Raw genomic sequence first — 14,980 nt, forward strand, 5'->3', positions numbered from 1 at the left:
GCTACATCACGCCACGATGTCGCTGTTCGCTGCCTGGCCAACGGTGCTGACCTGGAAATCAGCCACGCCGTGCCCGGAGAAGTCCACCGAGAGCAGGCTGTTGCCGCCCGACGAGGTCAGGATGGCGTCGCCGGCAGAACCGGTGAAGCTGCTGACGAAGTGCAGGCCCGCACCGTTGGTGATGCCGGTCAGGTCGATTTTGTCCAGACCGCTGACGAAATCGAGGATCTGATCGATCGCACCCGGCTTGGAATCGGAACTGGCGGCGAACACAAAAGTGTCCGAACCCGCGCCGCCCCACAGTTTGTCAGCACCACCGCCACCCCAGAGGATGTCGTTGCCGGCACCGCCCTTGAGTTCGTTGGCCACGCTGTTGCCGATCAACAGATCGTTGCCGGAACCGCCAATGGCGTTCTCGATGATCGCGCCCTTGGCGATGGACACGTTGCCCACCAGGCCGCCAACGTCGGAGAACGAGGCGTCATTGAGGTTGATCTTCTGGTTCTGGGTGAAGCCCGAGAAGTCCAGAGTATCCTTGCCGCCGGCGTCCCACACCGAGAACACCACTTTGTCACTCGACGACGAAGCGCTGAGGAAATCGCGGCCAGTGTTGGAGTTGAAGCCGTAGGTGGTGTCACCGGTACGGGTGGTGGTATTGGCACCGTAGAGCTTCTGGATGGCAGCGATATCGTCCATCAGCGGGCCGGACGAATACGCTTCGACACCGCCCTTGCTGAAGTTCTGACTGGTGTTGCTTTCGCTCCAGTAGCTCATGACGCTGTAGCCGCGGGTGTCTTGCCCGTAGGACGCGTCGTTGTAGGTCGGGTTGCCATTGCCGGCGTTGTAGTCGCCAGGGTGAGCGAGACCCAGGCTGTGGCCGATTTCGTGAGTCAGGGTCTGACGACCGTAGTTGTTCAGGTCCGGATTCTTGTTCTGCGTGTAGCCACTGTTGATCAGGTACCACGAGGTGCCGTCATAACCGGCGCCGGTGCCTGGCAGATACGCGAATGCTGCAGCGCCATCCTGGCCACCGCTGTAGTTACCGAAGGTCATGTGGCCGTCACCGCCCGAGGCTTTCTCGGTGAAGGTCACGTTGGCCACGTCAGCCCAGGATTGCATGGCGAGCTTGGCCTGGGATTGTTGTTGCGCACTGAACTGACTGAACCCAGTGATCCCGTGCTTGTTCATCGTGCTGGACGATGCCGAGGTCAGGAACGTGTAGGTGAGTTCGATCTTGCCGCTGCCGTCCTTGTCCTGGTAGGCAGCGCCGTCGCGCAGCAACTGGGTTGCGGCCTGGTCGACGGAGAAGGAGGGTTTGCCATTGACCGTGAGGTTGCCGCCACGGTCGTACTGATGGCTGAAGCTATTGATCTGGTTGTACGCCGAGCTGAAGGCAGACAGCTGAAAAGCCTGTTCGGCGGTATCAATAGCATTCGCTTTAACTTTCGACATAAACACACTTCCTTGTTTAGCAATGGAACAGTTTTTGTCCGATAGGACTCTCTCTGGCGAGATCGTCCTATCACTCGCCCAATGAAGGCGTAAGAAACCTGACACAATTTGAAATCTGCCGTAAAGGATTTTTTTGAGATCAAATCGGGCTGTTTCGTAAAACTGCCGTAAACAAAGCGTGCGGAGGTGAAAGAATGTTTTAGTTGCGCGGCCTTTGCCTAATTGTCTGACGATTTTCTATTTAAATATTAAATATGGGTAAGTTGTTTTTTGTTAGGCGCGTCTCACTTTCCTGCACTTTATTAGTGCGATGCCAGTGTATTGATATCAACCAGCCAAACACTGAAAGACATTGTGGGAGCGAGCCTGCTCGCGAAGGCGTCGAGTCAGACAACAATGATGTTGAATGACCGGCCGCCTTCGCGAGCAGGCTCGCTCCCACAGGGATTTATGCATGCCTGGATGATTAGCTACCAGTCCGGATCTTGTTCCACACCCGCGTGCGGATCCGGTCAATGTTCAACGGCATCGCCTCCAGCGCAAACAGCTTGCCCATCATCTCCGGGCTCGGATACACCTTGGTGTCGTTCTTGATCGCCGGGTCGATCAGGCTGTCGGCCTGCTCGTTACCGTTGGCGTAATGCACGTAATTGCTGATGCCGGCCATCACGTCCGGGCGCAGCAGGTAGTTCATGAACGCATAACCGGCCTTCTCGTCCGGGGCATCGGCGGGCATGGCGACCATGTCGAACCAGATCGCCGCGCCTTCCTTGGGAATGTTGTAGCCGATGTCGACACCGTTCTTGGCTTCCTTGGCGCGGTTCTCGGCTTGCAGGATGTCGCCGGAGAAGCCGACCGCCACGCAAATGTCGCCGTTGGCCAGGTCGCTGGTGTATTTCGACGAGTGGAAGTAGCTGACGTACGGCCGCACTTTCATCAGCAGCGCTTCGGCCTTCTTATAGTCCTCGGGATTTTTGCTGTGGTGCGGCAGGCCCAGGTAGTTGAGCGCCGCCGGCAATAATTCCGGGCCGTTGTCGAGGATCGCTACGCCACACTTCTGCAGCTTTTCCATGTACTCGGGCTTGAAGATCAGGTCCCAGGAGTCCACCGGCGCGTCGTCGCCGAGCACGGCTTTGACCTTGGCGATGTTGTAGCCGATGCCAGTGCTGCCCCACAGATAGGGAAAGCCGTGTTCGTTGTTCGGGTCGTTGGTCTGCAGCGCTTTGAGCAGCACCGGATTGAGGTTTTTCCAGTTCGGCAACTGGCTCTTGTCGAGTTTCTTCAGCGCCCCGCCCTGAATCTGCCGGGCCATGAAGTGGTTGGACGGGAACACCACGTCGTAACCGGATTTACCGGTCATCAACTTGCCGTCGAGGGTTTCGTTGCTGTCGTAGACGTCATAGGTGACACCCACGCCCGTCTCTTTCTCGAAGTTCTTGGTGGTGTCCGGCGCGATGTAGTCGGACCAGTTGTAAACCTTGACCGTTTCCGCTGCCTGAGCAAGGGAAACGGCGAGCATCAGCGGTGCCAGAGCGAGGGTCTTGCGGATCATGGATCGATTCCTGTGTGGGTTTTCTTTTTTGTTGGCAGGCAATCAAAGGATCAAACAATCAGAAAATCAGCACGTAGCTCTTGCGCACGGTTTCCTGGATATCCCAGACACCGAGCGTGTTGGCCGGCAACATCAGTGCGTCGCCACCTTGTATGTGCAGGGTTTCGCCGCCACCGTCAGGGGTGAACGTGCAGCGCCCGGAAATGAAATGACAGAACTCCTGCGCGGTGATCTGCCGGCGCCAGCGCCCGGGCGTGCATTCCCAGACGCCGGTTTCAACGCCGTCGTCGCGCTCGACGCTGGTGGTCGAGGCAATCGCGATCGGCTCGCCGAGGGGCACGGCCACCGGGTTGGATTCGTCGAGCTGCAATGTCGCAGTGTTTTTAAACTGGGTAATGCTCATGGTCTGACCTGTCTTTTGGGCTTTCTTGAAGTCAATCGGCGTTTAGTGCATGAAACCTTCCATAAAACCCGCCACCTGACTGGCAAGCTTGCGCCGCCATGGCGCGGTCGCGGGGTTGGCCAGGGTCTGGTCTTCATGGACGAAGCTTTTGATGATGGCGTTGTAGCCGAGCCAGCGGCACGGCTCCGGCTCCCAGGCGCGCAGTGCATGAATCCCGCCGTCGGGCAGTACCCACGGCTGCTGAGTCAATTCGGTATCGCGCTCAAGAATCAGATCCGCCAGCGTGCGCCCACCGAGATTGCTGGCGCCGACGCCCTCCCCACCATAACCGCCGGACAGCGCGATGCCGTTGGTGCGATCGCAAAGCATGTGCGGCTTGAAGTGCCGTGACATGCCGAGGTTGCCGCCCCAGGCGTGGGTGATCTGCACGTTTTTCAGTTGCGGGAACAGCTCACCGAACAGATAGCGGCGCAATTCGACTTCATCGCGGGTCAGATCGAAGTTGTGGCGCAGCTTGCCGGCGAACTGATAACCACCGCGTGCGCCGAAGATCAGCCGGTTGTCGGCGCTGCGCTGGCCATAAGTGACCTGACGACTGAATTCGCTGAAGGCTTGGCCACGATTGAGGCCGATTTCGTCCCAGGTCGCCGCCGACAAAGGCTCGGTGGCGACAATCAAGCTCTGCACCGGCAATTGATAACGGCCCAGCGGCGGCAGAGTCACCGAATACCCTTCGACGGCCGGCACGATCCAGCGACTGCGCACACTGGCTTTCGCGGTGCGCAAACTGCCCGATTGCCAGTGCGTGACCGGGCTGTTTTCGTAGATCCTCACGCCCATGTTCTGCACGGTGCGCGCCAGACCGCGCACCAGTTTCGCCGGATGGATGGTCGCCACGTGTGGCGCGTAAATCCCGCCGTACGGTTTGGCCACGCGGATCTGCTGCGCCAGTTGTTCGGGACTGAGCCAGCGGTAATCGTCGTCGGTCAGGCCTTGGGCGTGCAATTTGTTCAGGTATTCACGCAGGGAGGCTTCCTGCTCCGGATAACGCGCCGCGCAATACAGCACGCCGCCCTTGCGGTAATCGCAGTTGATACCTTCGCGTTCGAGGACGATCTCGACTTCATCTGGAATACTGTGCAGAAGATCGAACGACGCGCGGCGCTGCTCGGGTGACAGCCCGGCCAGCAGACGATCCTCGCCAAGCAGGTTGCCCATCAGCCAGCCGCCATTGCGACCGGACGCACCGAAACCGGCGGTCTGCGCTTCGACGATCGCGATGTCGAGCCCCGGCGCAAGCTTCTTCAGGTAGTACGCGGTCCACAGCCCGGTGTAACCGGCGCCGATGATCGCCACGTCGACGTCCAGATCTCGCTCAAGCTCGGGCCGCGCGGTCAGCGGCTCATCGAGTTGATCCATCCACAAACTGATAGTGCGCCACGCCGGCATGCAAGACTCCGCCACTGAAAACCTTCGATGGCGTCGATCCTAGTGGCTGTGCTCAGTTGATGTCTTGCGCGCGTGCCCGCAAAGAAATTTGTTTGGCGTAGGCCTTGGGCGACTGACCAGTGTGCTGGCGGAAACAGCTGTAAAACGCCGACAACGAATTGAAACCGGCAGCGAACGCCAATTCATCGATGCGCACCGGCGGCGTGGCGTTGTCGAGCGAGCGCAGCAGATGTTGCAGGCGCGCCTGATTGACGTAGCGGTAGAAACTTTGCCCGAGCACCTGGTTGAGCAGATAGGAAATCTGATTGCGGCTGTAACCGCACTCCTTCGCCACCCGTTGCAGGTCGAGTTCGGGATCGAGGTACGGCTGCTGCTTTTCGAAGTACTGCTGCAGGTCTTCAGCCATGAAGCTTAACTGGCGCGGCGAAAGGCCCAGACGACTGACCGCCGGGCGCTGGCTTGAAGAGGTTGGGCCATGGGTTTGCGTGCGCACCAACGAAGCGTATTCGTTGACGCGCCAGATCAGCCCGTCCTTCACCGTGATCGCTTCGCTTGAGCGAAACGACACCAGCCCGTCACCGCCGCGCAAGGTCACTTCGTATTGAATGAACGCGGTATTGCCGTCGACGCGAATGCGGTCGCAATGCTCCAGCAGTTCGTCAGATTCGCGCGGCATGCTGACCCGCACGTACTCGCGCAATTCGTCGAGGCCGAGCACGCGATTCTGGAAGAAATCGTTGTACTGGATGTCCCGGTGGTACAACGCCATGACGCTGTCGAGGTCGCGGTGTTTCCAGCTCAGGTGATAGCGCATGACCGTGGCCGCCGTGGCCTGGGTCTGTTCTGGGCCGTCGTCGTCGGCGTGCATAAGGGGCTCGGCGCAAAAGAATCGAGCTTGCCGAAGTTCGGCGCGGGCTTCAATGGCTAATCCGTAGTGGCCATTTGGCGATGATTGCGTAGGCCATGACTTACATCAAAAAATGCGAAGCAATCGCAAAATGAACTGAAAAATCTCACAGGAATTTCACATCCGGATGCTACTTTTAATGTCAGTCACCGGTTGAGCCAATGAAGGCTCTTCCCACCTAACATGAGCAAACGGAAGCGCTCGATGAAGAAGGCGGGCAACACATGAATAAAGGGTCAAGCAAAGTCACGTTCCCCAATGCATGCCAGCTGATGCGCTGGCATTTTCATCCCATGGGTTTCGAGGCAACGATGGACGCGCCGGGCAGCATGATCGCCCGTCTGTTTGATCGCGCCAGTGGCGAAACCATGATCGCCATCGCCGGTATCCCGTGCGCGACGGTGATGAATGCAGCGGATGTCGAACGAATTATCGAGGCTGTGGAGGACGAGCTTGAAGCTTTCGTACCTCCGGAGTCTTTCAGGAGTTACGCATAAGCTTATGATTTAAAACAAAAAAGCCCACAGCAATGTGGGCTTTTTGTGGCTTATGCGCTTTGCTTGGCCGCTCGATGATCAACGAAAAACGGCTTGCCCTTGGCCACTCGGTCGGATGCCCGAGGCATGTTCACCGCTTGCGCTTCCTGCGGCTCGACGTACCAGTAGCAATGACTGACAGCGCGGGTGATGCCGACATACGCCAGGCGCAGGATCTCGTCTTTTTGCGCACTGTCGTACGGTTCGCTGTCACCCGATTTACCCAAACCTGCCATGCGATAGACCTGGTTCTTGTAGGGCGAACTGGTCAAGTGCTGGCAATCACCGAGCAAAAACACCGCATCCGCCTGCAAGCCTTTGGCGCTGTGGTAGGTCAGCTGTTTCAGCCGCCGCGCCTCGTATGGCAAGCTCGAATCCACATTAACTACGGACTGAATATGCTGTTCAATCAATAACTTATCGCTGCTTTTTCGATACAGCATCAAGATTGAATGACCCTGACGGTAGTGTTCGGCGAGGCGTTGCCCCAAGGCCTGATCGTCGCGCTCCAGCACATTGACTGGCTGCAGCGGCTTGGGCGCACCGCTGGCCTTGGCTTTTTTGCCGGGGATCGCTGGCGCAGCGCGCACGATATGCTCAGCGGCATCGATGATGTGCTGGTGGCTGCGGTAGTTGTCACTGAGCATCACCCGCGTGGTGCTCGGCGACGGGAACTCCTTGTCGAACGCCATGAAGTAACTCGGCGAACTGCCACGCCAACCGTAAATCGACTGCCAGTCATCGCCGACACACAGCAACGATGAACGCTGCGCGCCCCGCCCGACATGCATGGCTGGGCCACGGCTGCGGATTTCCGTGAGGCTGGCGCGAATCCACGAAACGATCTGCGGCGATACGTCCTGAAACTCGTCAATCATCAAGTGCGACAACGGCCGGAGCAACTCATCGCTCAACAGCTTGAGGTTCTCCGGCGAGTGCTCGCTGAACAGCGCGAACATACGGTTGTAGGTCATGATTGGCGGTTTCTGATCCAGCAGATGATCTTCAAAGGCGCGCCAGAACAGACTCAGGGCCTCAAAGAAGAAACGGTCAGGATCGTCTTTGGCAAAACTCATGCGACCGACCGCATCAGGCACGTCCAGGCCCAGGTTCTCGATGAAGCCCGCTGCCGCCACGAAACAGTCGAGTAACGGCGCGGAGGCCAACTCGCCTTTGACCTTGTAATCGAAGCCCGGCCCGGCGCTGGCATCGCCGGCCAGCGTCGCCAGAACGCGCCTTGATGACTCGTAACTATCCAGCCAAATCAACGGCTTACGACAGAAAGCTTGAAACAGGGTGCGCTTTACTGCCCACTCTGCGCGCACGCTTAGCTTGGCGTTTGGCCGGCTCACCTGCGGGTTTTCCCGCGGGTCGAAACCAAGCACCACCCACGCATCCAGGCTCGGAATATAGCCATGGCAATGGAATTTTGCGCCGTTGATATCGAAACTCTGCCGGTTCGGCTCAATGCCCTTGATCGGCCAGGCGCCAGCACGAAACCACAGATCTTCGATGGCATCGCACAGTTCTTCATCGCGCTGTGAGGCTAACTGCGTCACCGCTACGCGTTTTTGCACGTCCGGGTGATCGCGTTCCAGCTCCTTGAGCTGTAGACCGGCGCGGGACAATGGCTGAATCAGCTGACGGAAACGTTCGTCTTCGTTGAACAGGCGGTGATAACAGCCGTTGAGTTGCTGGCGTTGCGCATCGTTGATGCGCAGATCGAACGGATTACTGTCGACCTCCTCGTCAGCACCTTGCGCTCGGTGGCTGAGGTTTTCAAAGGCCTGCAAGCGCTCAAAACCCGGCAAGCTGCGCACCATCGGCAAAATGCGCGAATGGAAAGTACGCACCAGGTCGCGAGCCTGGCGCAGATTCAGCGTCTGGCCCCAGAGTGCGAACAGCTCGATCAGCTTATTGATGAAATCCTTGCGCGACTCGCGGGTGAAGGTCACCACGGTCATCGAATCAAGTTCAAAACCCAGATAGTGATTGAGCAACAGAATTCGCAGTACCAGTGTGGTGGACTTCCCCGCACCGGCGCCGGCGACCACTGAGGTCGACGGGGTTTCGCTGAAAATCATTTTCCATTGCGCGACGCTTGGCTGAGCGTGCTCAGGCAACAAACGGGCGACATCGGCCTTCATGCGCTTCTTCAATTCCGCTGTCAGCGGCAGACGCCAATCATCAAACAGATGATTATCGACGCTTGGCGGGCGATGCTCGGTGTTGCGGCTGTCACGGATCAGCAGCACCTGCCGACCTTCTTCCAGCCCCTCAAGCTTGCCTTCCTTAAAGCCATATTCGACACCAGCGGTATGCCCGCTGCGGAAACCATCGGCCTGACCGTGCAACCACGATGCACGGTGCTGCGCGCGCAGACGCGTCAAGCCATGGCCGAAGAAGCGCGCTGCCAGGCGTTTGAACCATGGCATCTCGGCCAAGGGGCGAAGTTCGGGAGGAAGATCGGGGGTGTGTTGCGCCACGCTGACGGGCTCCAGTGTGTGAGGCTGTTGCGGCTATGGTGTCTGTATTTGCCGTTCAGTTCTAGCGAAATGCTTACAGGTCATTGGTTTAGGCGATGAACTGAAGGTGAGATGAGACGCTTTCGAGCTGTTTTCCTATCTGAAATCTCGATCATAACGCCGCACTTTTTACGCTTTTTATCGATTATTAACTGATAGATGATGGCCGTCATAAACCACCGGTGTCGCGTCGGGTGTCAACCATTCACACCCCATGACGAACCTTTTGAGGAGACGATCATGCTTGAACTCAGACCTTTCAGCTCGCTGGGCGGCGCCCATCACGGCTGGTTGGATGCCCATCACCACTTTTCGTTCGCCGAGTACTACGACCCGCAGCGCATGAACTGGGGCAACCTGCGGGTGTGGAACGATGACGTGATTGCAGCAGGCACTGGTTTCCCGCAGCACCCGCATCGCGATATGGAAATCATCACCTATGTCCGTGAAGGTGCGATTACTCACCAGGACAACCTAGGCAACAAGGGCCGCACCGAGGCTGGCGACGTCCAAGTGATGAGTGCCGGCACCGGCATCGCTCACAGCGAATACAACCTGGAAGCGAAAGACACCAAGATCTTCCAGATCTGGATTCTGCCGACGGAAACCGGCGCACCGCCATCGTGGGGCGCAAAACCGTTCCCGAAAGGCCAGCGTGAAGGCTTTGTCACCTTGGCCAGCGGCAAGGACGGCGATGACCAGAGCCTGCGGATTCGCGCTGATGCGCGATTGGTCGCGGCCAATCTCAAGGCGGGTGAAACGGCGGAATATCGTCTGGATGAAGGCCGTCGCGCGTATCTGGTACCGGCCACCGGCGTGATTGACGTCAACGGCTTGCGTGCACAAGCTCGAGACGGTGTGGCGGTGGCGCATGAGCGCGTGTTGAGCGTCACGGCCATTGAGGACAGCGAAATCGTCCTGGTGGATTTGGCTTGATCGCCTGAAGGGCAAAAAAAGGGGCAACCATCATGGTTGCCCCTTTTTTCATGCGCTTGCGAGCATCACTTGCTGGAGATGGCGCCATCCACCAGCGTCTGCGCTTCAACGACCAATTGCTTCAGATGGTCGTCACTGATGAAGCTTTCGGCGTAGATCTTGTAGATGTCTTCGGTGCCCGACGGACGCGCGGCGAACCAACCGTTTTCAGTCATCACTTTCAGACCACCAATTGCCTGATCGTTGCCCGGGGCATGGCTGAGAATGCTCTGGATTTTCTCGCCGGCCAGTTCGGTCGAGGTGACCTGGTCAGGTGACAGCTTGCTCAGCAGTGCTTTCTGCTCAGGATTGGCCTTGGCGTCGACGCGCACCGAGAACGGTTCGCCCAGCTCATCGGTCAATGCCTTGTAGGCCTGGCTTGGATCGCGACCAGTGCGTGCGGTCATTTCGGCGGCGAGCAGCGCCGGGATCAGACCATCCTTGTCGGTGCTCCACACGCCACCGTCCTTGCGCAGGAACGATGCGCCGGCGCTCTCTTCACCACCGAAACCCAACGAGCCATCGAACAGGCCGTCAGCGAACCATTTGAAACCGACCGGAACTTCGTACAGACGACGGCCCAGACGCTTGGCCACGCGATCGATCAGACCGCTGCTGACCACGGTTTTACCCACGCCAGCATCCGCGCGCCACTGCGGGCGGTTCTGGAACAGGTAATCGATCGAGACGGCGAGATAGTTGTTCGGCGCAAGCAAACCACCGGACGGCGTCACGATGCCGTGGCGGTCGTGATCGGGGTCGCAGGCGAAAGCGACATCGAAGCGCTCTTTCAGCCCGATCAGGCCTTGCATCGCGTGGCTGGACGACGGATCCATACGAATCTGGCCATCCCAGTCGACGGTCATGAAACGGAACGTCGCGTCGACTTCCTTGTTGACCACTTGCAGATCGAGGCGGTAATGCTCGGCAATCGCCGACCAGTAGCGCACCCCTGCTCCGCCCAGCGGATCAACGCCCAGACGTAGTTTGGCGTCACGAATGGCGTCGAAGTCGATCACGTTGATCAGGTCGGCTACATAAGTGTTCAGGTAATCGTGGCGATGCGTGGTGCTGGCCTTGAGCGCCTGCTCGTAACTGATGCGTTTCACACCGGCCAGTTTCGCGGCCAACAGCTCATTGGCCTTGGCTTCGATCCACTTGGTGATGTGGGTATCAGCCGGCCCGCCATTGGTTGGGTTGTATTTGTAACCACCGCTTTGTGGCGGGTTGTGCGACGGCGTGATGACGATGCCATCCGCCAGGCCCGAGGTACGGCCACGGTTGTAGCAGAGAATCGCGTGGGAAATCGCAGGTGTCGGCGTGTATTCATCACCTTCGGCGATCATCACCGTCACACCGTTGGCGGCCAGAACTTCCAGCGCGCTGGCCCCGGCCGGGGTCGACAGTGCGTGGGTGTCGATGCCGACAAACAGCGGCCCGGTGATGCCTTGGGCTTCGCGGTACAGGCAGATCGCCTGGCTGATGGCCAGAACGTGCCACTCGTTGAAACTCAAGTCGAACGAGCTGCCCCGGTGTCCGGATGTACCGAATGCCACACGCTGAGTGGAAATCGAGGCGTCGGGCTGTCCGGTGTAGTAAGCCGTTACCAGTCGCGGGATATCGACCAACAATTCTGCCGGTGCCGGTTTGCCCGCAAAAGGACTGAGTGTCATGCAAAACCTCTGAAATAGAGTGGTTCAGGAATAGAGCGCAGTTTACTGGCAGTTTGACCGCAGTGCGATGGGATCTATCCGGGACGCTCCCGATGTTTTTTAACGTTATTCAGCAGGCGCCAGACGCAAGGCGTCACCGAGCAGGCCAACGACGCTGGCCAGGTCATGGTCGCCATGGTTCAGCGGGCTCAACCGCAGATGGTGCGCATGCAGGCCTTGCAGGCTGAACAGCTCGCCCGGTGCAATGATGATTTGCTGTCTGAGCAGGCGCTGGAACACCTGTGCCATGTTCACCGGGCGCAGAGAACGTACCCATATCGTCGCGCCACCTTGCGGTTCGACAATCTGCAGCGCATCGCCAAGACGCTCTCGCAACAACTCGATCAATTGCGTGCGACGCTCCTTGAGCATCCGTTTCAATACCAGCAAATGCTGATCCAGTCGCCCTCCCCCAAGCAGCCTGGCAACGGCCTTCTGGCGGATCGGCGACAAGCGAAACGCGCGTAACAGAAATTGCCGCTGCAGCTCATTGCGCCAATGTCGTGAGAGCAAAATGCCAAAAGGCGCCTCGGCCCCGATGAATTTTTCGAACGTGGAAAACACCAGCAAACGGTCAGGATCAAGCCAGTCGCGCAACCGTTGGGCATCAGCGCTTTCATGAAGCTCGCTGTAACAGTCGTTTTCCAGCACCCAGGTACCGTGACGCCCGAGCAAATGTGCGATTGCCTGCTGGTTACTCAGCGGTATCAGGCTTCCCCGGGGCATGCTCAGCACTGACGACAACAGCATCAAACGCACCGGCTCATTTTTGAGCAACGACTCCAGCCGCTGCAGATCAATCACGCCACCGGCGAGCAACGGCAACTCGATGACGCGCACCTCGGCGGCGGCCAGCAGGCGTAAAATCACCCAGTCACAGGGCGATTCAACGATCACAGTGGCCCGACGCAGCTCAAGCACGGAAATCAGAATTTCCAGGACGCCGCGCAGATCTGCGCCAATGTAAACGTCGTCTGCACGCCAATAGTTGGCGGTTGATGAGGTGTAACGTGCGGCGAGTACCGTACGCAACTCCAGTTCGCCACAGGGTTGCACCAGCGCTTGCGGCTGGCGCGGATACTGGCGCAGCAGCTCCCGCTCCAGCGTTAACAACGGACTGTCGAGCGGTTGCAATGAGGCCGGTTCATCAGCGCTGAGCACGCACATGCCCGGGCGCCTTGCGTTGACGTAAACGGTTTCCAGCAAATCACTGCCACTTTCTGGCGAATCCATCACGTGCAACGCTTGCGCGTAGTAACCGGACTTGGCGATCGAATACACCCGGCCTTCCTTTTCCAGCAGCGAATAGGCGTACTGGACAGTCGAGATCGAGACGTTGAGTCGATCAGCCAGTTGACGCAGTGAGGGCAAGCGCACCGCCGCACTGCTCCCCGCCTCGTCTATCAACAACGTCAGATATCGATACACCGCCTGATAAACGAAGTCGTTCGCCCTCGACGCTTTCACGAGCCCGCATCCGTGGGCATGGTTTTAGCTCCCGGCAAGTGGCTCACGATCAACCTTCAGCGGATCGGTCGACTGTCGGTTCGACACTCGCGTTGTCCCCACCTTCGGTGTTCGAAGCCTCGTCGCTGGCTGCGGGCATACGAATCGGGCCCATTTTGTAAAGACGCACAATCAATTTGACGGGCAGACCACTGACATCTGTCATCCACTTCATGACCTGTTCCGGCGCATGCAGGCCCTGCATGGCCCGGTGCAGTTCCGGCAACGCCACCAACATGCCGGGGTGACAATTACGCAGGAACCGCTCAAGCCCGGCACCACTGTTGATGAACGGTGCAAACAGCAGGCACGTCAGCTGAATTTCATTCAGGTCGAAGTTGGCCAACAAGGAGCTTTCCGCCTGCAAACGCAGATTTTCAGGTTCCTGCAGATTGCCGAAGCTCGCCAGCAACTGTTCGCAAACAGGTTCTGGGACCTGCTTTTGCCGCATCGTGATCAGGCTGCTTTTCAGGTAATCAGCGACGCCGGCCTCATAGGTCCGTCCCTCGATGAATTGCGCCTGCATGCCTTGCAAATGCGCGGCCACCAAAGGCTCCACGTGTTCGTCATCACCTTGATAAAGCGTCAGGTCATCCGCCTGAAAACCCAGAAAGTCGCTCAGCAGAGGCCAGCGCTCTTCGAGTTTGCCGACAATCATGTCGTTGATACTGACAAAACTGGTGCGCCGACAGGCTTCAAACTGACCTTCCGGCCGCCAGGTTACCCGCTCGTCTTCGGGGTAAAACTCGCGGTAATAATCGCCACCGAGCCCATCGAGCAGCGGGAACAGCATGTCAAAGCCGACAGTGCTCACTTGCGGTCCGGCGATCGCAGCTTTCTGTACGGCGCGACCCAATCCGTCGAGGAAGTGCTTCTGACGGCGCGTGGACTCACTGCCGATCATCGCATCGACGCCATTGTTCCAGCGGGCAACCTGTCCATAGAACTCGGCTGTGGCCAGATAAGCGTCATCCCATAATTCGAGCGGTTCGTTCCAGCTTCGACAATGTCCAATCAACAGCAGATTGATGCGGTTGGCCTCACGCCCCGCCTCGCCAATGGGAGCCTGATGATCAAACGGCAGAACCTCGCGGTGATCCACCATCACCAGTTCGACCCGGGGATCGTCATACAGAAACAGTGCGCTATAGCTGCGATGCATGTTTTGCAGCGACACCTGGCTGCTGCCGTTCCAGCGCAGGTTGGCGACCCGCAACTGGAAGGTCGCGGGCGAACGGCCAGCGATGGTCAGTTGAGCGGCCCGCAGCAATGCCAGCGTATAACAACTGTCGCGCGACCCTGACTGGTTCACCAGTACCTTGAAATGACCGATGTTCTCCATACCGCCGGCAGCCACTGCCAGTCGCTGGATCAGCAACTGCAGCGCCGTGCGTTCTGCTCGAGAGAAGAAACTCAGCAAACGCTGCAATACTTGCTGGTAGACATAGTTCATTGCCTGATCATGGATCGTGCTCATCGGTATTTACCCGGTATCGAAAGTTTCATGCCACGCGGACTGAAAATCAGTCAGGCGACAATTCATCAATAAGTAATAGACGTTCGAATGCTAACACTTACAAGTTTGTAGTTATTTGAAACACTTGAACTGACAAACCGCCTTAAACTGCCAAAGCGGACCTCCAAGCCCCTGTAATTGTTGAGATATTTTTTCCTGGACATAATCCTAGGAAACTTCCCACAACGTCCCACGGAAAGTGAGCACAAGAAAAAGAGAAGCGGTTTCCGAATAGCCCTACAACAATTAAACAAAAACCGGCTTGATCAATCGATTTATTCGTTTGATATCGCGCAGGACAAATTGAATGCACAGCCATGACTCATTCCTTGAGATGAAAGTAATCATTCAATTATCAGGGCTTACATTGTGATTAGAAGATACAGATGAAGAGCAAAAACCAGTTCAGTTGCTGAACGGCCCCGGGCATCGTGCCAGGGAGCTCTG

At 57.9% G+C, this 14,980-nt stretch carries 11 protein-coding genes; 2 read left to right on the forward strand and 9 right to left on the reverse strand.

Annotation, left to right across the window (positions count from 1 at the left end):
* Nucleotides 1-6: 6 nt before the first annotated feature.
* The 5 genes from KBP52_RS04060 to KBP52_RS04080 all read right to left on the reverse strand — a co-directional run bounded on the left by KBP52_RS04060 (nt 7) and on the right by KBP52_RS04080 (nt 5,724).
* A complete protein-coding gene (locus tag KBP52_RS04060; RefSeq protein ID WP_212622147.1) occupies nt 7-1,452 on the reverse strand; it encodes a serralysin family metalloprotease in 1,446 nt (481 codons plus the stop codon).
* A 466-nt stretch (nt 1,453-1,918) separates the two neighbouring features.
* Complete coding sequence (locus KBP52_RS04065) at nt 1,919-3,004, reverse strand: polyamine ABC transporter substrate-binding protein (RefSeq protein WP_077572997.1); 1,086 nt, start codon at nt 3,002-3,004, stop codon at nt 1,919-1,921.
* Nucleotides 3,005-3,062: 58 nt separating this feature from the next.
* Nucleotides 3,063-3,407, reverse strand: a complete 345-nt coding sequence (locus tag KBP52_RS04070) for a cupin domain-containing protein (protein WP_077572998.1) — start codon at nt 3,405-3,407, stop codon at nt 3,063-3,065.
* A gap of 42 nt (nt 3,408-3,449) precedes the next feature.
* On the reverse strand, nt 3,450-4,856 hold the full coding sequence (locus tag KBP52_RS04075) for an FAD-dependent oxidoreductase (RefSeq protein WP_212622148.1): 1,407 nt from the start codon (nt 4,854-4,856) through the stop codon (nt 3,450-3,452).
* A 52-nt stretch (nt 4,857-4,908) separates the two neighbouring features.
* Nucleotides 4,909-5,724, reverse strand: coding sequence for a helix-turn-helix domain-containing protein (locus KBP52_RS04080; protein WP_116032735.1), 816 nt, complete (start codon nt 5,722-5,724; stop codon nt 4,909-4,911).
* 263 nt (nt 5,725-5,987) lie between these two features.
* On the opposite strand from KBP52_RS04080, the gene KBP52_RS04085 reads away from it, so the two are divergent.
* Nucleotides 5,988-6,260 carry a DUF1652 domain-containing protein gene (locus tag KBP52_RS04085; protein ID WP_016983056.1) on the forward strand — a complete coding sequence of 91 codons (273 nt, stop codon included), beginning with the start codon at nt 5,988-5,990 and terminating at the stop codon, nt 6,258-6,260.
* Between the two features lie 50 nt (nt 6,261-6,310).
* Here the strand turns inward: KBP52_RS04085 and KBP52_RS04090 are convergent, their stop codons facing one another.
* Nucleotides 6,311-8,785, reverse strand: coding sequence for a UvrD-helicase domain-containing protein (locus KBP52_RS04090; RefSeq protein WP_212622149.1), 2,475 nt, complete (start codon nt 8,783-8,785; stop codon nt 6,311-6,313).
* Nucleotides 8,786-9,064: 279 nt separating this feature from the next.
* Here KBP52_RS04090 and KBP52_RS04095 point away from each other — a divergent pair, with 279 nt between their 5' ends.
* On the forward strand, nt 9,065-9,760 hold the full coding sequence (locus KBP52_RS04095) for a pirin family protein (protein WP_116032729.1): 696 nt from the start codon (nt 9,065-9,067) through the stop codon (nt 9,758-9,760).
* A gap of 65 nt (nt 9,761-9,825) precedes the next feature.
* On the opposite strand, the gene pgm is transcribed toward KBP52_RS04095, so the two are convergent.
* From pgm to KBP52_RS04110, 3 genes are all read right to left on the reverse strand, one after another.
* A complete protein-coding gene (pgm, locus tag KBP52_RS04100; protein WP_077573003.1) occupies nt 9,826-11,472 on the reverse strand; it encodes a phosphoglucomutase (alpha-D-glucose-1,6-bisphosphate-dependent) in 1,647 nt (548 codons plus the stop codon).
* Nucleotides 11,473-11,577: 105 nt separating this feature from the next.
* Nucleotides 11,578-12,978: a PLP-dependent aminotransferase family protein gene (locus KBP52_RS04105; RefSeq protein WP_212622150.1), complete on the reverse strand. Its 1,401-nt coding sequence runs from the start codon at nt 12,976-12,978 to the stop codon at nt 11,578-11,580.
* 49 nt (nt 12,979-13,027) lie between these two features.
* Complete coding sequence (locus KBP52_RS04110; RefSeq protein WP_212622151.1) at nt 13,028-14,494, reverse strand: hypothetical protein; 1,467 nt, start codon at nt 14,492-14,494, stop codon at nt 13,028-13,030.
* Nucleotides 14,495-14,980: the final 486 nt, after the last annotated feature.

The organism is Pseudomonas sp. SCA2728.1_7 (genome assembly GCF_018138145.1).
In the GTDB taxonomy this organism is placed as follows: domain Bacteria; phylum Pseudomonadota; class Gammaproteobacteria; order Pseudomonadales; family Pseudomonadaceae; genus Aquipseudomonas; species Aquipseudomonas koreensis_A.